Source organism: Stenotrophomonas sp. YJH_SMC_40, assembly GCF_059368615.1.
The window spans coordinates 80,088-100,763 of the sequence record NZ_JCAFRX010000012.1; the positions used below are offsets into that span (position 1 = coordinate 80,088).

Annotated in this window: 18 protein-coding genes; 6 read left to right on the forward strand and 12 right to left on the reverse strand. The window is 66.1% G+C overall.

Annotated elements, in window-relative coordinates; genetic code table 11:
- Window positions 1-140: 140 nt before the first annotated feature.
- Window positions 141-1,343: a lipase family protein gene (locus tag AC5P6X_RS19385; RefSeq protein ID WP_108270616.1), complete on the forward strand. Its 1,203-nt coding sequence runs from the start codon at window positions 141-143 to the stop codon at window positions 1,341-1,343.
- Window positions 1,344-1,760: 417 nt separating this feature from the next.
- On the opposite strand, the gene AC5P6X_RS19390 is transcribed toward AC5P6X_RS19385, so the two are convergent.
- The 3 genes from AC5P6X_RS19390 to sucC all read right to left on the reverse strand — a co-directional run bounded on the left by AC5P6X_RS19390 (window position 1,761) and on the right by sucC (window position 5,703).
- Window positions 1,761-3,395 carry an NAD+ synthase gene (locus AC5P6X_RS19390; protein ID WP_495215577.1) on the reverse strand — a complete coding sequence of 545 codons (1,635 nt, stop codon included), beginning with the start codon at window positions 3,393-3,395 and terminating at the stop codon, window positions 1,761-1,763.
- A gap of 241 nt (window positions 3,396-3,636) precedes the next feature.
- Window positions 3,637-4,512 (reverse strand): succinate--CoA ligase subunit alpha, encoded by an 876-nt coding sequence (gene sucD / locus AC5P6X_RS19395; RefSeq protein ID WP_099605879.1) that lies wholly within the window; start codon window positions 4,510-4,512, stop codon window positions 3,637-3,639.
- A 21-nt stretch (window positions 4,513-4,533) separates the two neighbouring features.
- Window positions 4,534-5,703 carry an ADP-forming succinate--CoA ligase subunit beta gene (gene sucC / locus AC5P6X_RS19400; RefSeq protein ID WP_004154430.1) on the reverse strand — a complete coding sequence of 390 codons (1,170 nt, stop codon included), beginning with the start codon at window positions 5,701-5,703 and terminating at the stop codon, window positions 4,534-4,536.
- Window positions 5,704-6,060: 357 nt separating this feature from the next.
- On the opposite strand from sucC, the gene AC5P6X_RS19405 reads away from it, so the two are divergent.
- The gene (locus tag AC5P6X_RS19405; RefSeq protein ID WP_099605878.1) at window positions 6,061-7,674 is read left to right on the forward strand and encodes a sensor histidine kinase; all 1,614 of its coding nucleotides are present in this window, start codon (window positions 6,061-6,063) and stop codon (window positions 7,672-7,674) included.
- Between the two features lie 60 nt (window positions 7,675-7,734).
- Entirely contained in the window at window positions 7,735-9,108 is a 1,374-nt protein-coding gene (locus AC5P6X_RS19410) for a sigma-54-dependent transcriptional regulator (protein WP_005410795.1), read from the forward strand.
- Between the two features lie 125 nt (window positions 9,109-9,233).
- Here AC5P6X_RS19410 and pilB read toward each other — a convergent pair whose 3' ends face one another.
- The 3 genes from pilB to AC5P6X_RS19425 form a co-directional block, all read right to left on the reverse strand.
- Entirely contained in the window at window positions 9,234-10,967 is a 1,734-nt protein-coding gene (gene pilB / locus AC5P6X_RS19415) for a type IV-A pilus assembly ATPase PilB (RefSeq protein ID WP_099605877.1), read from the reverse strand.
- Between the two features lie 222 nt (window positions 10,968-11,189).
- Window positions 11,190-11,597 (reverse strand): pilin, encoded by a 408-nt coding sequence (locus AC5P6X_RS19420; RefSeq protein WP_099605876.1) that lies wholly within the window; start codon window positions 11,595-11,597, stop codon window positions 11,190-11,192.
- Window positions 11,598-11,748: 151 nt separating this feature from the next.
- On the reverse strand, window positions 11,749-12,171 hold the full coding sequence (locus tag AC5P6X_RS19425) for a pilin (protein WP_088436224.1): 423 nt from the start codon (window positions 12,169-12,171) through the stop codon (window positions 11,749-11,751).
- Window positions 12,172-12,523: 352 nt separating this feature from the next.
- Here AC5P6X_RS19425 and AC5P6X_RS19430 point away from each other — a divergent pair, with 352 nt between their 5' ends.
- Genes AC5P6X_RS19430 through coaE form a run of 3 tightly spaced genes read left to right on the forward strand, consistent with a single transcriptional unit; the run spans window position 12,524 to window position 15,277 of the window.
- Window positions 12,524-13,783: a type II secretion system F family protein gene (locus tag AC5P6X_RS19430; RefSeq protein WP_099605875.1), complete on the forward strand. Its 1,260-nt coding sequence runs from the start codon at window positions 12,524-12,526 to the stop codon at window positions 13,781-13,783.
- A gap of 7 nt (window positions 13,784-13,790) precedes the next feature.
- Window positions 13,791-14,654 (forward strand): prepilin peptidase, encoded by an 864-nt coding sequence (locus AC5P6X_RS19435; protein ID WP_005410800.1) that lies wholly within the window; start codon window positions 13,791-13,793, stop codon window positions 14,652-14,654.
- Window positions 14,655-14,665: 11 nt separating this feature from the next.
- A complete protein-coding gene (gene coaE, locus AC5P6X_RS19440) occupies window positions 14,666-15,277 on the forward strand; it encodes a dephospho-CoA kinase (RefSeq protein ID WP_088430639.1) in 612 nt (203 codons plus the stop codon).
- Window positions 15,278-15,536: 259 nt separating this feature from the next.
- On the opposite strand, the gene AC5P6X_RS19445 is transcribed toward coaE, so the two are convergent.
- From AC5P6X_RS19445 to rimK, 6 genes are all read right to left on the reverse strand, one after another.
- Window positions 15,537-15,923 (reverse strand): hypothetical protein, encoded by a 387-nt coding sequence (locus tag AC5P6X_RS19445; protein ID WP_099605873.1) that lies wholly within the window; start codon window positions 15,921-15,923, stop codon window positions 15,537-15,539.
- Between the two features lie 494 nt (window positions 15,924-16,417).
- Complete coding sequence (locus AC5P6X_RS19450) at window positions 16,418-17,746, reverse strand: sensor histidine kinase (RefSeq protein ID WP_005410803.1); 1,329 nt, start codon at window positions 17,744-17,746, stop codon at window positions 16,418-16,420.
- Between the two features lie 4 nt (window positions 17,747-17,750).
- On the reverse strand, window positions 17,751-18,428 hold the full coding sequence (locus AC5P6X_RS19455; protein ID WP_005410804.1) for a response regulator transcription factor: 678 nt from the start codon (window positions 18,426-18,428) through the stop codon (window positions 17,751-17,753).
- 8 nt (window positions 18,429-18,436) lie between these two features.
- Window positions 18,437-18,907, reverse strand: coding sequence for a hypothetical protein (locus tag AC5P6X_RS19460; RefSeq protein ID WP_005410805.1), 471 nt, complete (start codon window positions 18,905-18,907; stop codon window positions 18,437-18,439).
- A gap of 89 nt (window positions 18,908-18,996) precedes the next feature.
- Complete coding sequence (locus AC5P6X_RS19465; RefSeq protein WP_005410806.1) at window positions 18,997-19,473, reverse strand: hypothetical protein; 477 nt, start codon at window positions 19,471-19,473, stop codon at window positions 18,997-18,999.
- Window positions 19,474-19,719: 246 nt separating this feature from the next.
- Window positions 19,720-20,598 (reverse strand): 30S ribosomal protein S6--L-glutamate ligase, encoded by an 879-nt coding sequence (rimK, locus tag AC5P6X_RS19470; RefSeq protein ID WP_005410807.1) that lies wholly within the window; start codon window positions 20,596-20,598, stop codon window positions 19,720-19,722.
- Window positions 20,599-20,676 lie beyond the last annotated feature (78 nt).

Below are 20,676 nucleotides of genomic sequence, written 5' to 3' on the forward strand. Positions count from 1 at the left end.
CGTGGAGGGTTCGTGCGCCCATGGACCACGACACTAGGAATTCTACGAATCCCCGGCGGATGCGACGCCGGTCCCAATCGGCGTAGGCGAGGCCCTCCACACTGCGGCGCAACGGCCATCCCGGCCGTGAAGGAGCGCCCATGACCCCACCACCCCGTCGTTTCCGCCCCCTCGCCTGCCTCCTCGCCACTGCCCTGCTGGCGCTGTCCTCGGGCCCCGTGGCGGCTGCCCCACCCGCACCGGGCGATCTGCTGTCTGCTGCCCCCTATCGCGCGTCGTGGGTGCCGTCCAAGGCCGCGCAGGCCTACAAGCTGCACTACCGCACCCCGGATCATCGCGGCCAGCTGGCCGAAGGCACCGGCCTGCTGTACCTGCCCGCCGGCGCGGCGCCTGCAGGCGGCTGGCCGGTGGTGTCCTGGGCACATGGCACCCAGGGCATCGCGGATCGCTGTGCGCCCTCGGTGTCCGGCCCCACCCATCCCGAACGCGACGGGCGCTTCCTGGACGTGTTCCTGGCCCAGGGCTATGCCGTCGCCGCCGCCGACTACCAGGGGCTGGGCAGCCCGGGGGAGCATGCCTACCTGCACGTGCGCACCGCCGCACGCAATGCCATCGACATGGTCAAGGCCAGCCGCCACTACCTGGGTGCCACGACGCTAGCACCCCGCTGGGTCTCAATCGGCTATTCACAGGGAGGCGCAGCTGCATTGGCCGCAGGCCATCTGGCCGCCTCCCATGGCGGCCCATCCCTGCAGTACCGCGGCAGCTTCACCGCAGGAACGCCCACTGCGGTCGAGCTGACCGCGCTGGTGATGAAGCCCGACAACCGGGCCGCCAACCCTGGCGCGCTCAATGCGTATCACGCGTATCTGCTCGACGGTCTGCTGCAGGTTGCGCCGCAGATCGACCGCGTCCTCAGCGACACCGGCCGCGCTCGCGTGGCAGTGGCACGCGAGCAGTGCCTGGGCGAACTGGCCACCACGCTGGACGGCGCGGATACCGGCAGCATGTTCACCGCACCGCTGACCAGCGTGCCGGGCATCTGGGCCGTGTTGTACGACTATCTCGGCGTGCCGCGCCGCGGCTTCAGCCAACCGCTGATGCTGGGCCACGGCAGCGAGGACCGCGACGTGCCCTATCTGACCACCCTGCTGTATGCCGCAGGCCTGGCGCTGCGCGGCGAGCCGGTAGCGTTCCGGCGCTACCCGGTCGACCATCGCGGCACGCTGGACGCGGCGGCGGCGGATGGCCTGGCATTCGTACGAGCCCGGCTGGGGGACGGCCACTTCAACGACGCTGCGGAAACCGCCGACCTCGAACAGCTGCTCGACGACGCCCGGTAGATCCACGCCATGCGTGGATGCGCGGGATACGGGTTGCCGGCCAGCGGCCGGCACTACCAAAGGCAGTAGATCCGAGCCATGCGTGGATGCGCGGGATACGGGTTGCCGGCCAGCGGCCTGCGCTACCGGACACAGTAGATCCACGCCATGCGTGGATGCGCGGGATACGGGTTGCCGGCCAGCGGCCGGCACTACCGGAGGCAGTAGATCCGCGCCATGCGTGGATGCGCGGGATACGGGTTGCCGGCCAGCGGCCGGCACTACCGGACGCAGTAGATCCACGCCATGCGTGGCGCGCGGGATACGGGTTGCCGGCCAGCGGCCGGCACTACCAAAGGCAGTAGATCCGCGCCATGCGTGGATGCGCGGGATACGGCGTTGCCGGCCAGCGGCCGGCACTACCTGCCAACGGCTACCTCAACCCTTGTAGCCGTTGCTGATCGGGTAGCGACGCTCACGACCGAAAGCGCGGCGCGACACCTTCGGGCCTGGCGCGGCCTGGTGCCGCTTCCACTCGCTGATGCGCACCAGGCGCAGCACGCGGTCGACCACGGCCGCGTCATAACCGGCGGCAACGATCTCCGTGCGCGACTGCTCCTGGTCGATGTAGCGGTACAGGATGCCGTCCAGCACGTCATAGGCCGGCAGCGAGTCCTGGTCCAGCTGGTTCTCGCGCAGTTCGGCCGACGGCGGGCGGCTGATCACCGCCGGCGGGATCACCGGCGCACCGCCCACGGTATTGCGCCACTTGGACAGGCCGAACACCTCGGTCTTGTACAGGTCCTTCAACGGCGCATAGCCACCGCACATGTCGCCATAGATGGTGGCATACCCGACGGCGTACTCGCTCTTGTTGCCGGTGGTCAGCAGCAGGCCACCGAACTTGTTGGCCAGTGCCATCAGGATCACGCCACGGCTGCGCGACTGCAGGTTCTCCTCGGTCACGTCCGGCGCAGTACCTTCGAACATGGGCGCCAGCGATTCCATCAGGCCCTTGAACGCCGGCTCGATCGAGACCGCTTCCAGCTTCGCGCCCAGTGCCTGGCACTGCTCGGCGGCCAGGTCGTTGGACATGCCGGCGGTGTAGCGCGACGGCAAGCGCACAGCGGTGACGTTCTCGGCGCCGAGCGCGTCGACCGCCAGCGCCAGTACCAGCGCCGAATCGATGCCACCGGACAGGCCCAGCCAGACCTTCTTGAAACCGTTCTTGCGGCAGTAGTCCTGGATGCCACGGGTCACCGCGCGCCAGGCCAGCGCGTCCATGCTCTCGTCGCCATCGTCCATCCACACGTGCGGCATGAAGCGGCGCGTTTGGCCGTCGTACTCCACCACCAGCCACTGGTCGACGAAGGCGGCGGCGGCGGGGTGCACCGTGCCGTCACCATCGGCCACCACCGAGGCGCCATCAAACACCAGCGCATCCTGGCCACCGACCACATTGAGATAGGCAATCGCTGCCCCGCTCTCGCGGGTGCGGGCGGCCAGCACCGCATCGCGCTGGGCGTGCTTGCCGCGCTCGTACGGCGAGGCATTGGGTACCACCACCAGCTGCGCGCCGGCGCGCACGGTGTCGGCCAGCGGCTCGGCGAACCACAGGTCCTCGCAGATCAGCAGGCCCACCGGAATGCCGTTGACCTCGAAGACGCAGCTGCCACCGTCCGGATCAACATCGAAGTAGCGGCGTTCGTCGAACACGGCGTAATTGGGCAGCTCACGCTTGCGGTAGGTCTGCTCGACCAGGCCATCGCGCAGCACGCTGGCGGCGTTGTAGACCACCGCGCCAGCCGCCTGCGGCCAGCCGACCACCGCGGTGATGCCGCGGCAGGCACCGGCGATGCGCATCATTGCCTGCTCGCACTCGTACAGGAAGCCCGGGCGCAGCAGCAGGTCTTCCGGCGGATAACCGCTCACCGCCAGCTCGGGGAACATCACCAGCTCGGCGCCGTACTCGTCGCGCGCCTGGCCGATCATCTCGATGATGCGCTCGGTGTTGCCGGCGACGTCGCCGACCGGGAAGTCGAACTGCGCCATCGCGATGCGGATCGAAGCCATGGGAATCCAGCCTGTGGTTGCAATGCCGCCATTGTAGCGCTGCGCCATGCGCGCGCCGGGCGCGCTCGCTGCGTGGACAGCCCCGGCTCAGTAGATCCACGCCATGCGTGGATGAGCTTGCCGGGATGGCCAGGGCGCCAGACGCAGAAAGGCCGCCCGGAGGCGGCCCTTCTGTTTTGCAGCAGCCGGTGGGAAGAGCAGTCGACTAACAGTCGACTCTACAATCCCCCGCCCAGCGGTCTTACTTGACCAGCTTGGCGATGGCAGCGCCCAGGTCGCCCGGCGAGCGGACGGTGACAACACCGGCAGCTTCCATGGCGGCGAACTTGCCTTCGGCAGTGCCCTTGCCGCCCGAGGCGATCGCACCGGCGTGGCCCATGCGCTTGCCGGCCGGAGCCGACGCACCAGCGATGAAACCGACGACCGGCTTCTTCACGTGGTTCTTGATGTACTCGGCGCCGGCTTCCTCGGCGTCGCCGCCGATTTCGCCAACCATGATGATGCCTTCGGTCTGCGGGTCTTCGTTGAACAGCTTCAGGCAGTCGACGAAATTCAGGCCGTTGATCGGGTCACCACCGATGCCGATGCAGGTGGACTGGCCCAGGCCGACTTCGGTGGTCTGCTTGACCGCTTCATAGGTCAGGGTGCCCGAACGCGACACGATGCCGATCTTGCCCGGCTGGTGGATGTGGCCCGGCATGATGCCGATCTTGCACTCACCCGGGGTGATGACGCCCGGGCAGTTCGGCCCGATCAGCACGGTGTCCTGATGCGAACGGGTCAGCACGTTCTTGACGCGCAGCATGTCCAGCACCGGGATGCCTTCGGTGATGCAGACGATGACCTTGATGCCGGCAGCAGCGGCTTCCAGGATCGCGTCAGCCGCGTACGGCGGCGGCACGTAGATGACCGAGGCGTTGGCGCCGGTGCTCTGCACGGCGTCGGCAACGGTGTTGAAGACCGGCAGGTCGATATGGGTGGTGCCACCCTTGCCCGGGGTCACGCCGCCGACAACCTGGGTGCCGTACTCGATCATCTGAGTAGCGTGGAAGGTGCCCTGCTGGCCGGTGAAGCCCTGCACGATCACCTTGGTGTTCTTGTTGATCAAAACAGACATTGGAATTCCTTGGTGTCGGTATCAGGCGGCGTTCTTGACAGCTTCAACGATCTTCTTGGCGCCATCGTTGATGTTGTCAGCCGGGATGATGGCCATGCCGCTGTCACGCAGCAGCTGCTTGCCTTCTTCCACGTTGGTGCCTTCCAGGCGCACCACGACCGGAACCTTGACGCCCACTTCCTTCACGGCGGCGATGATGCCTTCGGCAATCATGTCGCAGCGGACGATGCCGCCGAAGATGTTGACGAAGATGCCTTCGACCTTGTCCGAGGACAGGATCAGCTTGAAGGCTTCGATGACGCGCTGCTTGTTGGCACCGCCGCCCACGTCCAGGAAGTTCGCCGGCTCGCCGCCGTTGAGCTTGATGACGTCCATGGTGGCCATGGCCAGGCCGGCGCCGTTCACCATGCAGCCGATGTTGCCGTCCATGGTGACGTAGTTGATGTCCAGTTCCGAAGCGATCACTTCGGTCGGATCTTCCTGGGTCTTGTCGCGCATGGCGACCAGGGCCTTCTGGCGGAACGCGGCGTTGTCGTCGCTGTCGAACTTGCCGTCCAGCGCGTACAGGTTGCCGTCATCCAGGATGGCCAGCGGGTTGATTTCAACCAGGGCCAGGTCCTTTTCGTTGAACAGGCGGTACAGGTTCACCATGATGCTGGCGAACTGGCCGGCCTGCTTGGCGGTCAGGCCCAGCTTGAAGCCGAAATCGCGGCCGTGGTAACCCTGCACGCCTTCGACGAAGTCGACGTTCAGCGAGTGGATCAGCTCCGGGGTTTCAGCGGCGACCTGCTCGATCTCCACGCCGCCTTCCGAAGAGGCGATGTAGGTGATGGTCTTGGTGCCACGGTCGACCAGCACCGACAGGTACAGTTCCTTGACGATCTCGCCGGCGGTGGTCACCAGCACCAGGTTGACCGGCAGTTCAACGCCAGCGGTCTGGTAGGTGGCCATCTTGGTGCCGAGCATCTTGGCCGCAGCGGCCTTCACGTCGTCGGTGGTCTTGCAGAACTTGACGCCGCCAGCCTTGCCGCGGCCGCCAGCGTGGATCTGCGCCTTGACCATCCAGGGGCCCTGGCCCAGGGAGTTGGCAGCGGCAACCGCTTCGTCCGGGGTCGCAGCGACCTTGCCGGCCGGGACCGGGATGCCGTACTCGGCAAGCAGTTGTTTTGACTGGTATTCGTGGAAATTCATGCGTCACCGTGGGAATAGGAACGACCGCACGCAATTCCTCAGGGCCCCGGCGGGGCGCCGGCATGGACCGCGGCGGGCCCACTATTGTGGCCGAGCCGGCGCCGGGGCGCAAAGAAGTCTGTACAAAACGCCAGACGCGGGCAGATTTCCACGGTCATTCAGGCAGTTGCACCCGGGCCGGGGCTGGCCACCGGTGTCCGCACCGGGCCAAATGCGCGATCCGGGCCGCTTCGGCGGCGCCCGGCCGGGGGCCCTATACTGCCCTTCGCAAACGCGACGTGCCTGCCCGGCTTCAGGGGACGCCGGGCAGGCCCGCCACAGAATCCAGACCCAGGCAGCCAGAAGGGGAGTTCCGGCGTGTCACCCAGTGCTTCATTGATTGACCGCATCGAATCGATTCCGCGGCGTGAACTGTATTTCTTCGCGCTGTACCGGGTGCTGATCGCTACGGTCATTGCCGCCCTGCTCTACAGCCCGTTGTCGGCCATGGTCGGCGAAGCCCACCACCCGCAGCTGGCCGATGTCGTTGCGGTCATCTACCTGGCCCTGTCGCTGCTGGCCCTGGTGGTCGGCCGCAACGAACGCTGGCTGCGCCCGATCGTGGTCAGTGGCGTGCTGGTGGATATCGTGGCCGCCACCCTGCTGTCGCACGCCCTGCCCGGCGCCAGTGCCGGTATCTCGATGTCGCTGCTGTTCAACATCGCCGCCGCCGCCACCCTGCTGCCGCTCAGCCTGGGGCTGGGCCTGGCGCTGGCCGCCAGCCTGGCCACCGGCGTCGAGTACACCTGGAAGCTGCTCGAAGGCGGCGACCCCACCCGCACCCTCGCCGAACTGGCGATGTTCGCCACCAGCTACCTGGCACTGGCCTTCATCAGCTACCAGGTGGGCAACCGCGCCCGCCGCAACCAGCAGCTGGCCAACCAGCGCGGCGATGAAGTCGCCAACCTGTTCCAGATCAACGAACTGATCATCCGCCGCATGCGCACCGGCGTGCTGGTGGTGGACGCCGACAACCGCATCACCCTGGCCAACGAAGCCGCCTCGATGCTGCTGGGCGACAACGACGGCAACGGCGAAAGCGGGCGCCTGGACCTGGCCAGTGCCGCACCGGAACTGGCGCGCCGGCTGCAGCGCTGGCGCAATGGCTGGGCACAGGACGAACTGCCGCTGCAGCTGAACCCCGACCAGCCGGAAGTGCAGCCGCGCTTTGCCCGCCTGCTGGCCGGCAGCGACCTTGCGCTGGTGTTCCTGGACGATTCCAGCGTGGTCTCGCGCCGCGCCGAATCGCTCACTCTGTCGGCCATGGGCCGCTTCTCGGCCAGCCTGGCGCACGAGATCCGCAATCCGCTGGCGGCGATCAACTATGCCGTGCAGCTGCTCGAGGAAGGCACCGGCTTCAACGAGAGCGACCGCCGCCTGCTGCAGATCATCCGCCAGCAGTGCCAGCGCACCAACGGCATCGTCGAGAGCGTGCTGGGGTTGGCTCGGCGCGAACGCGCCACGCCGGAGAACGTGGACCTGGTCGCCTTCGTGCGCCGCTTCGTGCTGGAGTACAAGCAGGGCCAGACCCTGGAGACCGACAGCATCGAACCGATCATCAGCGACACATCGGTGATGGCCCAGGTCGACGCCAAGCATCTCTACCAGGTGCTGACCGTGCTGGTGCACAACGCACTGAAGTACGGCCGCATCGGCCAGCAGCCTGCACGGGTGCGGTTGCGCGTGGCCCAGCACGAACGCAGCGCGGTGATCGACGTGATGGACCGTGGCCCGGGTATCCCGGAGAGCGTGGCCGCGCAGCTGTTCCGGCCCTTCTTCACCACGTCCGAGCATGGCACGGGACTGGGCCTGTACATCGCGCGCGAGCTGTGCAGGGCCAACCAGGCCCGCCTGGACTACATCGCGGTGCCGGCCGGTGGCTCCTGCTTCCGCCTGGTGCTGCCCGGTCCACATACGCTGCTACCGAGCTGATCCCCATTCTGTGCGTCAAACATTTGTCGCTTCCAGCCCCCTCGTTTATCTTTCACGCCCATGAATGAAACCCGCAGCGCCCTCGTCGTCGACGACGAACGCGACATCCGCGAACTGCTGGTGCTGACCCTCGGCCGCATGGGGCTGCGCATCAGTACCGCCGCCAACCTGGCCGAGGCACGTGAGCTGCTGGCCAGCAATCCGTACGACCTGTGCATCACCGACATGCGCCTGCCCGATGGCAACGGCATCGAACTGGTCAGCGAGATCGCCCAGCACTACCCGCGCACGCCGGTGGCGATGATCACCGCATTCGGCAGCATGGATCTCGCTGTGGAGGCACTGAAGGCCGGTGCGTTCGATTTCGTCAGCAAGCCGGTGGACATCTCGGTGCTGCGCGGACTGGTCAAGCACGCGCTGGAACTCAACAACGCCGAGCGCCCCGCACCGGGCCCCAACGCCGAACAGGGCGGGCGCCTGTTGGGCCACTCGCAGGCCATGGATGTGCTGCGCACCACCATCGGCAAGGTCGCGCGCAGCCAGGCGCCGGTCTACATCCTCGGCGAGTCGGGCGTCGGCAAGGAGCTGGTTGCACGCACCATCCATGCCCAGGGCGCGCGCGCGGCCGGCCCGTTCGTGCCGGTCAACTGCGGTGCCATTCCCGGCGAGCTGATGGAGAGCGAATTCTTCGGCCATCGCAAGGGCAGTTTCAGCGGCGCGCACGCCGACAAGCCCGGCCTGTTCCAGGCTGCGCACGGCGGCACCCTGTTCCTGGACGAAGTGGCTGAACTGCCGCTGCAGATGCAGGTGAAGCTGCTGCGCGCGATCCAGGAAAAGTCGGTGCGCGCGGTGGGCGCGGCCAACGAGGAGCCGGTGGATGTCCGCATCCTCTCGGCCACCCACAAGGACCTGGCCGAGCTGGTCGAGGACGGGCGCTTCCGCCACGACCTGTACTACCGCATCAACGTGATCGAACTGAAGGTGCCGCCACTGCGCGAACGCCGCCAGGACCTGCCCGAACTGGCCGCCGCCGTGCTGGCCCGCCTGGCCCGCAGCCACGGCCGCGCCACCCCGCTGCTGGCGCCGTCGGCGCTGGAAGCGCTGGCACAGTACGCGTTCCCGGGCAATGTGCGCGAGCTGGAGAACATCCTGGAACGTGCGCTGGCCCTGGCCGAGGAAGACTGCATCGGCGCCGACGACCTGCGCCTGCCGCAGCACGCGCCGCGTGCACCTGGCAGTGCGGCGCCCGCCGAAGCGGTGGCCGACCTGCAGCCGGGCAGTGCCGCCCTGCCCTCCTACATCGAGCAGCTCGAGCGCAGCGCCATCCAGCGTGCGCTGGAAGAGAACCGCTGGAACAAGACCCGTACCGCCGCGCAGCTGGGCATCACCTTCCGTGCGCTGCGCTACAAGCTGAAGAAGCTGGGGATGGAGTAAATCCGGAGTCGGATCCCTTTCCAAAGGAAAGGGCTCTGACCCGGCGCGTACCACCAACCTGGCAGTGCCGGCCGCTGGCCGGCAACCCCATGCATCGCGTCATCCACGCATGGCGTGGATCTACCTCAATCCTTGGTGACGCGGTTGATCTCGGCCAGGCTGGTGATGCCCGCCGCCGCCTTCTTCAATGCCGACTGGCGCAGGTCATTCACCCCGATCTGCTGCGCCGCCTCGGCAATCTGCAGCGCATTGCCACCGGCCAGCACGATGGTGGCGATCTCATCGGTCATCGGCATGACCTGGTAGACGCCGGTCCGGCCCTTGTAGCCCTCGGTGCATTCATCGCAGCCCACGGCCTCGTACAGCTCGATGCCCGCATCCAGCTGCGCCTGCGTGAAGCCTTCGGCCAGCAGCGCATGATCGGGCAGGCTGGACGGACGCTTGCAGTTGCCGCACAGGCGACGCGCCAGGCGCTGGGCGATCACCAGCGTCACCGAGCTGGTGATGTTGTAGGGCGCGATACCCATGTTCATCAGGCGCGCGATGGTCTGCGGCGCATCGTTGGTATGCAGCGTGGACAGCACCATGTGGCCGGTCTGCGCGGCCTTGATCGCGATCTCCGCCGTTTCCAGGTCGCGGATTTCGCCGACCATGATGATGTCCGGGTCCTGTCGCAGGAACGAGCGCAGCGCCGCGGCGAAGGTCATGCCGCGCTTGTTGTTCTGCTGTACCTGGTTGACGCCGGGCAGGCGGATTTCCACCGGGTCTTCGGCAGTGGAGATGTTGCGCGTCTCGTCGTTGAGGATGCCCAGCGCGGTATACAGCGACACCGTCTTGCCCGAACCGGTCGGGCCGGTCACCAGCACCATGCCGTACGGCTTGTGGATGGCATCCAGGAACAGCTTCTGCTGGTCCGGCTCGTAACCCAGCTTGTCGATGCCCAGCTTGGCCGCGCTGCCATCGAGGATACGCAGCACCACCTTCTCGCCGAACAGGGTCGGCAGCGTGCTGACGCGGAAATCGATCTGCTTGGTCTTGGACAGGTTGAGCTTGATGCGGCCGTCCTGCGGGACGCGCTTCTCGGCGATGTCCAGCTGTGCCATCACCTTCAGGCGCGCGGCGATGCGCTGGTTCAGCTTCACCGGCGCGCGCGCGACCATCTTCAGCAGGCCGTCGATGCGCAGGCGCACGCGGTAATCGTCTTCGTAGGGCTCGAAGTGGATGTCCGAGGCGCCCTTGCGGATCGCATCGACCAGCACCTTGTTGACGAACTTCACCACCGGGGTGTCGTCACCCTTGGCGTCGATGCCGGAATCGCCGCCGGTGGCGCCGAGATCCTCGTCGCCGGCCGCCACGTCCAGGTTGCCCATGCCATCGTCATCGCCACCCAGAGCATCGCCGAGGGTGTCATGGCTGGCGTGCCACTGTTCCAGCGTGCGCCGGATCTGGTCCTCGTCGACCAGGATCGGCTCGACGACCAGGTTGGTGTGGAACTTGATCTCGTCCAGCGAGTGGGTCGGGTTGCTGGTGCCGACGAACAGCTTGCCACCGCGCTTGAACAGCGGCAGCACGTTGTGCTTGCGCAGCAGCTCCTCGCTGACCAGGCTCATCGCGTTCTGGCTGGCGTCGAAGGTGGACACGTCGAACAGCGGCATGCCGAACTCGACCGCGTTGGCGGCGGCCAGCTGCGAGGCATTGACCAGCTTGTTCTGCGCGAACCAGGTCGGCAGTGGCTGGCGCGCGGCGGCGGCCTTGGCCATGGCGTCGCGGGCGGTGGCCTCGTCCAGGGCCCCGTCCTGCACCAGGCGACGGGCCAGGCCGGTGATGCCGACAAGATTGGCGGTGGTGACAGCGTTCATATGAATCCTTGGCTCATGGGGTCATGCCATGCCGTGCGTCTTGCACGGACACCGCACGGGGCAGCAGAACCCGCCGCGACCCAATGGCCACCGGCATCGCCAATCCATGAGCAACACTGCCTTGCCCGGCACTCCCGGCCCGGCAGGCACGATCCTGACTCCCCCGGGGATGATAGCCCCGTCAAGGGGCAGCCAGCATCCCATCGGAGCGCTGAAGTGTGATCAGCAGCCGGTCGGGCGATAGCGCGCTTCGAACGCGCTGCCATCACAGCTCCAGATGCCCTCGGCGGAACGTCGCAGGAGCAGGTCCTTGCCTTCCAGCACGCTGTGACCCTTCAGGGTGCAGCTGATGTGGCCGACACCGGAGTCGCTGAGTTCGGCTTCGACGTTGGAGCAGTGGGCGTTCTGGGCGCCACCGATGAACTCGGGGGTGACCTCACTAGCGGATCGTCCTTGATAGACAACCGTCTCCACCAGTGTTTTTCCGGGACTGATATCCGCCAGCGCGGCTGTCAGCTGGGTGCGGATGATGTACGGCTGGAACACCACCGTCGCGATGGCCGCCAGAACGGCGATGATGGCCACGACGATCATCAGCTCGATGAGCGTGAAGCCCTTCTGCGTGTTCATGACTCCCCCTGTTTGATCCAGCAATCCCCATTGCTGCGTGCTGACCGGGATTCGTACTCCAGTCAGCACAAGGCCCGCCGAAGCGGGCCTTGTGTCTACTCACGAGAGCTTAGGTCAAACCTAAACTACCAAGCCTCGTGGACCTGAAGGATTACTTGCAGCCCTTCGGAATGAACTTGGCGTCGACCTGCTTGGTTTCGCAGACAAAACCACCTGCGACCGCAGTATCACCAGTACCAGAAGCCTGGGTGTAGTTCAGTGCGATGGTGGAACCGGTACCGATACGGCCCGGATCACGGATGGTGCAGGTCATACCGCCCTGAGCTACTGCGATGGTCGAGCAGGAGCCAGTTTCGGCTGCCTGGAAGCCAGCGTTCTGAATGGACGGGGTACCGCCATCGCTGATGACCATCTCGAACTGGGTCTTGTGCGAGGCCAGGTCGGCCAGCGCAGCGGTGACCTTCGACTTCGAGGTGTAGTCCTGGTAGGCCGGCAGCGCGATGGCGGCCAGGATGGCGATGATCGCGACGACGATCATCAGTTCGATAAGGGTGAAGCCCTTCTGGTTCTTCATTGGTACATCCCCAAGATAGTGGTGGTTGAGTTCAGTGCACGGGATCGGACCAGGCTGTGCCGGTTGAGCGGGCCCCGTGCCCTGCGGGTGGATCAACGCAGGTTGCGTGCCAACCCCGGCACGCCTCCCCCTGGATTTCCCCGCGCCCATGATGGCAGCAATTTCGCGGATGGGAACCCCCCGCTTCCGAATCTGCGATGGACGCGGCAATGTGACGCAGTACGTCACCTTTGGTCGGCACCCGGCACGAAATCGCACGCTGGGCCGCCTGCCAACTGCCCATCCGCCCTTGAACCCGCTACCATCGATGGCTAGTTACCCGCCTGGGGATGGCGGGTCTTGGGGAGCCAACATGTCTGTCAGTCGCAGTGCGATCAAGAAAGAGCCGGTGGCGCGCGCCACCATGGAGCTGCAGCCGTTTGTCTGGGAGGGGACCGACAAGCGGGGCGTGAAGATGAAGGGCGAGCAGCTGGCCAAGAACGCCAACCTGCTGCGCGCCGAGCTGCGCCGCCAAGGCATCAACCCGGGCCAGGTCAAGCCCAAGTCGAAGCCTCTGTTCGGCGCCGCCGGCAGCCCGGTCAAGCCGAAGGACATCGCCTTCTTCAGCCGTCAGATGGCCACGATGATGAAATCCGGCGTGCCGATCGTGTCGGCGCTGGACATCATCGCCAGCGGGCACAAGAACCCACGGATGAAGAAACTGGTTGACACCATCCGCACCGACATCGAGGGCGGTTCCTCGATGTACGAAGCGGTCAGCAAGCACCCGGTGCAGTTCGACGAGCTGTACCGCAACCTGGTGCGGGCCGGCGAAGGCGCCGGCGTGCTGGAAACCGTGCTGGACACGGTGGCCACCTACAAGGAGAACATCGAAGCGCTGAAGGGCAAGATCAAGAAAGCGCTGTTCTACCCGATCATGGTGGTCGTGGTGGCCATGCTGGTCAGCGGCATCATGCTGGTGTTCGTGGTCCCGCAGTTCGAGGACGTGTTCAAGAGCTTTGGTGCCGAGCTGCCCGCCTTCACCCAGATGGTGGTGAACCTCTCGCGGTTCATGGTGTCGTGGTGGTGGCTGATATTCCTGATCGTGGTGGGCTCCGCTGTCGGTGCGATCATGGCCTACAAGCGCTCGCCGAAGATGCAGCATGCGATGGACCGGTTCGTGCTGAAGGTGCCGGTGATCGGGCAGATCATGCACAACAGCGCCATCGCCCGCTTCTCGCGCACCACCGCGGTGACCTTCAAGGCCGGCGTGCCGCTGGTGGAGGCGCTGGGCATCGTGGCCGGCGCCACCGGCAATACCGTGTACGAAGAGGCGGTGCTGCGCATGCGCGACGACGTTTCGGTGGGTTACCCGGTGAACATGTCGATGAAGCAGACCAACCTGTTCCCGCACATGGTCATCCAGATGACCGGCATCGGCGAAGAGGCTGGTGCGCTGGACGCCATGCTGTTCAAGGTGGCCGAGTACTATGAGCAGGAGGTCAACAATTCGGTGGATGCCCTGAGCAGCCTGCTGGAACCGATGATCATGGTGTTCATTGGTACCATTGTGGGCGGCATGGTGATTGCCATGTACCTTCCCATCTTCAAACTCGGCGCCGTCGTCGGATAACACATACATGGCTTTTCTCGACCAGCATCCTGGCCTCGGCTACCCCGCCGCGGCCGCCTTCGGACTGCTGCTGGGCAGTTTCCTGAACGTCGTCATCCTGCGCCTGCCCAAGCGGCTGGAGTGGCAGTGGAAGCGCGATGCGCGCGAAGTCCTGGAGGAACCGGACTTTTATGAGCCGCCCCCACCGGGGATCGTGGTCGAGCCGTCGCACTGCCCGCACTGCAAGCACAAGCTGAGCTGGTACGAGAACATCCCGCTGTTCAGCTGGATCATCCAGGGCGGCAAGTGCCGCCACTGCAAGGCGCCGATCTCGCTGCAGTACCCGCTGGTGGAGGCGCTGACCTCGCTGCTGGTGGTGGCCTGCGTCTGGCAGTTCGGCTTCGGCTGGCAGGGTTTCGGCGCCATCGTGCTGACCTGCTTCCTGATCGCGCTGTCCGGCATCGACCTGCGCACCCAGCTGCTGCCGGACCAGCTCACCCTGCCGCTGATGTGGCTGGGGCTGATAGGCAGCATCGACAACCTGTACATGCCGGCCAAGCCCGCCCTGGTGGGCGCGGCGGTGGGTTACCTGTCGCTGTGGACGGTCTGGTGGCTGTTCAAGCAGCTGACCGGCAAGGAGGGCATGGGCCACGGCGACTTCAAACTGCTGGCAGCCCTGGGCGCCTGGTGCGGGCTGAAGGGCATCCTGCCGATCATCCTGCTGTCGTCGGTGCTGGGCGCCATCATCGGCTCGATCTGGCTGTACAGCCGGGGCCGTGACCGCGCCACGCCGATTCCGTTCGGCCCTTACCTGGCCATTGCCGGCTGGTTGTACTTCATGTGGGGTGCGCCGCTGGTGGAGCAGTACATGGTGATGAGCGGGCTGCGCTGAGGGGAGGCCCCATGAGCCGCTATGTGGTTGGCCTGACCGGTGGCATCGCCTCGGGCAAGAGTGAAGTGACCCGGCGCTTCGAAGCGCTGGGCATCGTGGTGGCCGATGCCGACCTGGCCGCCCGGGCCGTGGTGGCTGCCGACAGCCCGGCGCTGGCCCGCATTGCCGAGCGTTTCGGCGCCGACATGCTGCTGGCCGACGGCGGCCTGGACCGGGCCCGCCTGCGCGCCCACGTCTTTGCCGATCCGGCCGAGCGGACGGCGCTGGAAGCCATCACCCACCCGGCCATCCGCCTGCTGATGCAACAGCAGTGCGAGCAGGCTGAGAGCCCCTATGCGATTGCGGCCATTCCGCTGCTGACCGAGGTGGGCGGGCGGAAGGCCTATCCTTGGCTGGACCGGGTATTGCTGGTGGATGCACCGGAAGCCGTGCAGCACGCCCGGCTGATGCAGCGCGATGGCATTGATGCTGCGCTGGCCGACCGGATGATTGCTGCGCAGGCCAGCCGCGCACAACGGTTGGCGCTGGCCGATGACGTGGTGGTCAATGATGGGCAGCCGGAGGACCTGCAGGTGCAGGTGGAACAGCTGCATGCGCGGTATCTGGGCTTGGCCGGGGCTTGAGGCCTGGTTGCCGGCCAGCGGCCGGCACTACCAAAGCGCGTCCATGCGTGACGTGGATCTACTGGCCGATTCGATTGCCGGCCAGCGGCCGGCACTACCAAAGCGCATCCATGCGTGGCGTGGATCTACTGGCCGATTCGATTGCCGGCCAGCGGCCGGCACTACCGAAGCGCGTCCATGCGTGGCGTGGATCTACTGGCCGATTCGATTGCCGGCCAGCGGCCGGCACTACCGAAGCGCATCCATGCGTGGCGTGGATCTACTCCAGCTGCTGGCGGGCGTAGCGGGCCAGTTCGCGGGCGCCCAACAGCAGGCCGTCGACCACATCGGGATTGAGCTGCTGGCGGGCGCCACCCTGCTCCCGCGCGATTTCGGCAGCGTGCAGCAGCTGAATCAGGGTATTCAGGCCGGCAAGCGTGCGGCTGAGACCAGCCATCATGGCGGCCTGCGCCGGGCTGGCCCCCTGCACATCCAGCCGCTGGCCGTCGGCGGCGTCGCGGCCATCCATGCGCGCCAGCAGGGCGGGCAGCAGGTCCCTGGGGTCATCCAGCAGAACTTCGACCCGCTCGGCGACGTCGGCAGGCAGCAGGTGGGCGGCATCGCCGATCAGGGCGTGCAACTGGGGGAACAGCGGGCGGGTGGACATGGTGAAGCTCCTCGCAGACGGCAGGCCACCTGCAGATGCAAGGTGGCGGACGGTGCGGGTTGGCGTACCGGAGACCCAACAACTCAAAAGCGAAGGAAAAAGACTCCAGCGGATTCTGGCGAATCCCCACGCACCGTCCGCCAAAGCGAGGGCAGACGATGCATTTTCCATGATGAGCTAGAGCACATCCGGAGCTTTTGATTTGTTGGTTTTTTTCAGGACGCCAATCCCGGCCAAGGCACCTGCCCCAGCCAGGTCATCAGGCCATCGCCGCGCACGGCAATCTGTAAGGAAATTCCCGAGTGCGGGGCGGGCTTGCGAATGCGTGCGTTGGAACACGCGCCGGGCGCGGCAGCGATCACGGTGGTGTCGTGTCGGGCCTGTGATGCAATGTCCGCGTGCAGGGGATTCAGTGTCACAAGCGACACAGGGCGTGATGCAAGGTCGGCAGGGTCCGTGCCGACCAAGGTCGGCACCCACCAAAGCAGGGCTGCTTACAACGGCTTCGGCGAGAACGTCAGGGTGGCGATCACGCCACGCTCGCCACCGGGGCGCACGCTCACCTGCCAGCCGTACAGGTCGCACAGACGGCTGACGATCGACAGGCCGATGCCGCCGCCCTGCGAATGACCGGCGTGCGTGCCGCGGTAGCCACGCTGGAACAGCTTGGCCGCGTCTTCCTCGCTCAGGCCCGGGCCGCTGTCGGTCACCGACACCGAATTGGCGCCCACGAAGACGCGTACTTCGCCATCCTGTGAGTACTTCACCGCGTTGCCGATCAGGTTGCCCAGCGCCACCGACAGCGCCGCCTCGGGTGCATCGATCACCAGGTTGCGCTCGCCTTCCAGCAGCAGCTCCAGCGGCTTGCCACCCAGCTGCGCGCGGTGCGCATCCAGCAGCTGCTCGGCCACGCGGGCCACGTTGCTGGTGCCCTGCCCGCGCTCGTTGCGCGACAGCAGCAGCAGTGCGCCGATCAGGTCGCTGCACTGCTGCTCGGCACGCTGGATACGTTGCAGGCGCTGCAGCACCTTCTCGTCCAGGCCGGGCCGGGTCAGCAGCAACTCGGTGGCACCGCGGATCACTGCCAGCGGCGTGCGCAGTTCATGGCTGACGTCTGCATTGAACTCGCGATCGCGCTGCACCACTTCGGTCAGCCGCGAGGAGTAGTCGTCCAGCGCCTGGGCCAGCTGCCCCACCTCGTCATCGGGAAAGCGCGGCGCCAAGGGCTCGGGCTCGCTGGTACCGCCGCGGTACGCACGCAGCCGCGCGGCCAGGTCCGACACCGGCTTCATCACCTTCGAGGCCGACCACCAGCCCAGCACCAGCGACAGCACGCTGAACACCAGCACCGACAACACCAGCGCGCGGTTGAGCTGCTTGCCGCCGCGCACGCTGTCGGTCATGTCATAGGCGAGGAAGAACCAGGCGTCGTCGGCCTTGCGTACCGCCAGCTTGTAGGCATACGGCTGCCCCTGCTCGTCGGTGCCACTGAGGTTGTAATTGCCGTTCTGCAGGTCGGCCCACTGCGGCCACGACTCGCGGGCCTTGTCGAATTTGTCAGCCGAGTAGGCGTACGCCCGGATCTGCTGCACGGGCACTGCCGGATTGCGCCCCGGATGCTCGTAGAAGCGCCGCGCATACTCTTCGATGTTGTGGTTGATCACGTCTTCCACCAACTGGTTTTCCACCCGCATGCGGGCCCAGTTGGTGGCGAACGCGAACAGTGTCGTCAGGCAGAAGCCCAACAACACGAACGAGACGATGATGCGGCTGCGCAGGCGCCGCCGGTATGGCGTGCGCCGGCGCTCCCCCTTGGCTGCCACGGAATCAGGCTTCCGGGGTGGCGATGCGGTATCCGATGCCATGGCGGGTCTGGATCAGCGGCACTTCAAACGGCTTGTCGACCACCGCACGCAGGCCATGGATATGCACGCGCAGCGAATCCGAATCGGGCAGTTCCTCGCCCCACACGCGGGTTTCCAGCTCCTGGCGGGTCACCACCGCCGGTGCCGCTTCCATCAGCGCCTGCAGGATCTTCAGCGCGGTCGGGTTGAGCTGCAGCAGCTTGCCCTGGCGGCGCACTTCCAGCGTATCCAGGTTGTATTCCAGGTCGCCGGTTTCCAGCACGCGGGTCTGCACGCCCTTGCCGCGGCGCGACAGGGCGTTCAGACGCACTTCCACTTCCTGCAGCGCGAACGGCTTGATCAGGTAGTCATCGGCACCGGAATCGAAGCCGGCCAGCTTGTTGTCCAGCGAATCGCGGGCCGTCAGCATCAGCACCGGGGTCTGCTTGCGCGCTTCATTGCGCAGCTTGCGGCAGACTTCGATGCCGTCCATGCCTGGCAGGTTGAGATCCAGCACGATCGCGTCGAACTCGTGCACCACGGCCAGATGCAGGCCGGTGACCCCGTCAGCCGCGAAGTCCACCGTATGCCCCCGGTCCTCCAGATAGTCGCCCAGGTTGGCCGCAATGTCGCTGTTGTCTTCGATTACCAGGATTCTCACTGTCACCTCTAATTGACTGTACTGCCGGCGCGCATGACCTGCCTCATGTCCTGCTGTGCCCGTTCCTTCTGCCGAGCGCGCTCGGCAACGGTCATGCACTGCGTCGTGGTCCGGTTGGAACCGATGGGCTTTTCACGTTGGCATATTAGACGACTATCTTCACGCGCCTGTGTCAAAACCGTGTTCACGACCTGCTGATCGTTGAAGACCTGGGTTTGCACCGGTTCAGGCATGGAATCGCGTGCCGGGTACTGCTCCACCGCTGCGCGCATGCGTGCCAGGGCGTCGTTGACGCGGGTGCGCTCGTCCTGCTTGAGTTCCGAATAGGTTTCGCCGTCCTTGAGCTCCACCTCGATACGCGCGATCTGCTGCTGCAGCGGCTGGCCGGGCACGAACACGTCCTTGCCCCTGGATGCCGATGCGGTACTGACCAGGGCGAGTCCTGACAACAGGACGGCCGACATCAAAGCCTGTTTCATGGCAAACAAATCCTTGTCTGTGGCGAATCCCGACTCTATTCGCACCCCCTTCACGCCAGCAAGTGCCAATGGTCGGGGCAGCGGAAGCCCTACCGCGAGCTGGCAGGGTTGAAGTTGTTGAAGGTGCGCTGGTCGTTCAACAGCGCCTTGCCCTTTTCCTCGATCCGGCGGCGTTCGGCCACTGTCAGGCAGCGGCTTTTGGGCATGTTGCTGCCGGTACTGCGCGTGTGCTGGCAGATCTGCCGGCTGTCCTCGTGGGCGCGGGTGAGCAGGGTATTGATCCGCTCCTGGTCGTTGAAGACCTCCCCCTGCACCTGCGGCGGCAGTTCCTGCACGCTCTGGTGGCCGCCCATCCGCGCGGTGATCCGGGCCAGCGCTTCGCGCACGGTGCTGCGGTCATCAGCGGAAATCTCGCTGTAATCGCCATCATCCAGGGCTTTTTCGACCTGGCGCACCTGCTCGGCCACCGGCGACTGCCGGTCCATCTGCACAACGGATTTCTCCGGCTTGGCCGCAGCAGATCCGGCCAGGCCCAGCAACAACGCGATCATCGTGATGCGGTACATCGCCAGCCTCCGATCCATCCAGGAACGATGGGGGCCACTCTACGGCCGTCACGCCACCTCCACAAGGGACAGCGGGCAGGCATAAAAAAGACCCAGGCGGTGCCCCCGCCTGGGTCTGAAGTTGTATCCCGATACCGATCCTGCTGAGAGGCAGAGCTGCGGTTCGCTGAAGCCTACGCGTGGGCCGATTAAAGGCTTGTTAAAGCCGGCCTCATCCGCCCGTGAGAATCTCAAGCCGCTGAATAATCAGGGTTTTTTAAGCTTCTCGACGTGCTCGATGATGCGCGTGGCCACGTCCACCCCGCAGGCGGCCTCGATCCCTTCCAGCCCCGGCGTTGAATTGACCTCCAGCACCAGCGGGCCGCGCGCGGAGCGGATCAGGTCCACCCCGCACACCGACAGTCCCAGCGCCTTGGCCGACCGCACCGCCACCTGCTGCTCGGCACGGCTGGCCTTGGCCGCCACCGCCGTACCCCCGGCATGCAGGTTGGAGCGGAAGTCACCTTCCGGCGCCTGACGCTGCATCGAGGCAACCACCTGGTCACCGACCACGAAGCAGCGCAGGTCGGCGCCCTTGGCCTCGCCGATGAATTCCTGCATCAGGAAATTGGCGTACAACCCGCGCAGGGCCTCGACAATGCCGCGCGAGGCGCTGGCCTTCTCGGTAAGGATCACGCCGCGCCCCTGGGTACCCTCATTGAGCTTCACCACATGCGGCGGTGGGCCCAGCATGGACAACAGGTCGACGGTGTCGTCGGGGTTGTCGCCGAACACAGTGACCGGCATGTCGATGCCCTTGGCCGCCAGCAGCTGGTGTGCGCGCAGCTTGTCGCGCGAACGCAGGATCGCGTCGGACGGATTCGGGGTGCGTGCACCCATCAGTTCGAACTGGCGCAGCACGGCCGTGCCATAGCGGGTGATCGAGGCACCGATGCGCGGGATGACCATGTCCACGCCGGTCATCGGCCGGCCCTTGTAATGCATCGAAAAGCCATCGGCGGCAATGCGCATGTAGCAGCGCAGCGGATCGAGGATGCGCACGGTGTGGCCGCGCGCGCGCGCCGCCTCGACCAGCCGGCGGGTGGAATACAGGGAACTGTTGCGGGACAGGATGGCGAGCTTCATCGCGGCAGGATCGGGCGGCAGGCGCGCAGCATAGCGCGGGCGTGTGGCGGGTGGATGATGCCCTGCGGCGTGGCTTGC

What these genes read in the sequence shown, in the direction of transcription:
- AC5P6X_RS19460 (WP_005410805.1), bottom strand. Translation starts at nt 18,907, where the DNA reads ATGAAACAGGCTTTGATGTCGGCCGTCCTGTTGTCAGGACTCGCCCTG.
- coaE (WP_088430639.1), top strand. Translation starts at nt 14,666, where the DNA reads ATGAGCCGCTATGTGGTTGGCCTGACCGGTGGCATCGCCTCGGGCAAG.
- rimK (WP_005410807.1), bottom strand. Translation starts at nt 20,598, where the DNA reads ATGAAGCTCGCCATCCTGTCCCGCAACAGTTCCCTGTATTCCACCCGC.
- pilB (WP_099605877.1), bottom strand. Translation starts at nt 10,967, where the DNA reads ATGAACGCTGTCACCACCGCCAATCTTGTCGGCATCACCGGCCTGGCC.
- AC5P6X_RS19390 (WP_495215577.1), bottom strand. Translation starts at nt 3,395, where the DNA reads ATGGCTTCGATCCGCATCGCGATGGCGCAGTTCGACTTCCCGGTCGGC.
- sucC (WP_004154430.1), bottom strand. Translation starts at nt 5,703, where the DNA reads ATGAATTTCCACGAATACCAGTCAAAACAACTGCTTGCCGAGTACGGC.
- AC5P6X_RS19420 (WP_099605876.1), bottom strand. Translation starts at nt 11,597, where the DNA reads ATGAACACGCAGAAGGGCTTCACGCTCATCGAGCTGATGATCGTCGTG.
- AC5P6X_RS19465 (WP_005410806.1), bottom strand. Translation starts at nt 19,473, where the DNA reads ATGTACCGCATCACGATGATCGCGTTGTTGCTGGGCCTGGCCGGATCT.
- sucD (WP_099605879.1), bottom strand. Translation starts at nt 4,512, where the DNA reads ATGTCTGTTTTGATCAACAAGAACACCAAGGTGATCGTGCAGGGCTTC.
- AC5P6X_RS19435 (WP_005410800.1), top strand. Translation starts at nt 13,791, where the DNA reads ATGGCTTTTCTCGACCAGCATCCTGGCCTCGGCTACCCCGCCGCGGCC.
- AC5P6X_RS19430 (WP_099605875.1), top strand. Translation starts at nt 12,524, where the DNA reads ATGTCTGTCAGTCGCAGTGCGATCAAGAAAGAGCCGGTGGCGCGCGCC.
- AC5P6X_RS19445 (WP_099605873.1), bottom strand. Translation starts at nt 15,923, where the DNA reads ATGTCCACCCGCCCGCTGTTCCCCCAGTTGCACGCCCTGATCGGCGAT.
- AC5P6X_RS19410 (WP_005410795.1), top strand. Translation starts at nt 7,735, where the DNA reads ATGAATGAAACCCGCAGCGCCCTCGTCGTCGACGACGAACGCGACATC.
- AC5P6X_RS19385 (WP_108270616.1), top strand. Translation starts at nt 141, where the DNA reads ATGACCCCACCACCCCGTCGTTTCCGCCCCCTCGCCTGCCTCCTCGCC.
- AC5P6X_RS19425 (WP_088436224.1), bottom strand. Translation starts at nt 12,171, where the DNA reads ATGAAGAACCAGAAGGGCTTCACCCTTATCGAACTGATGATCGTCGTC.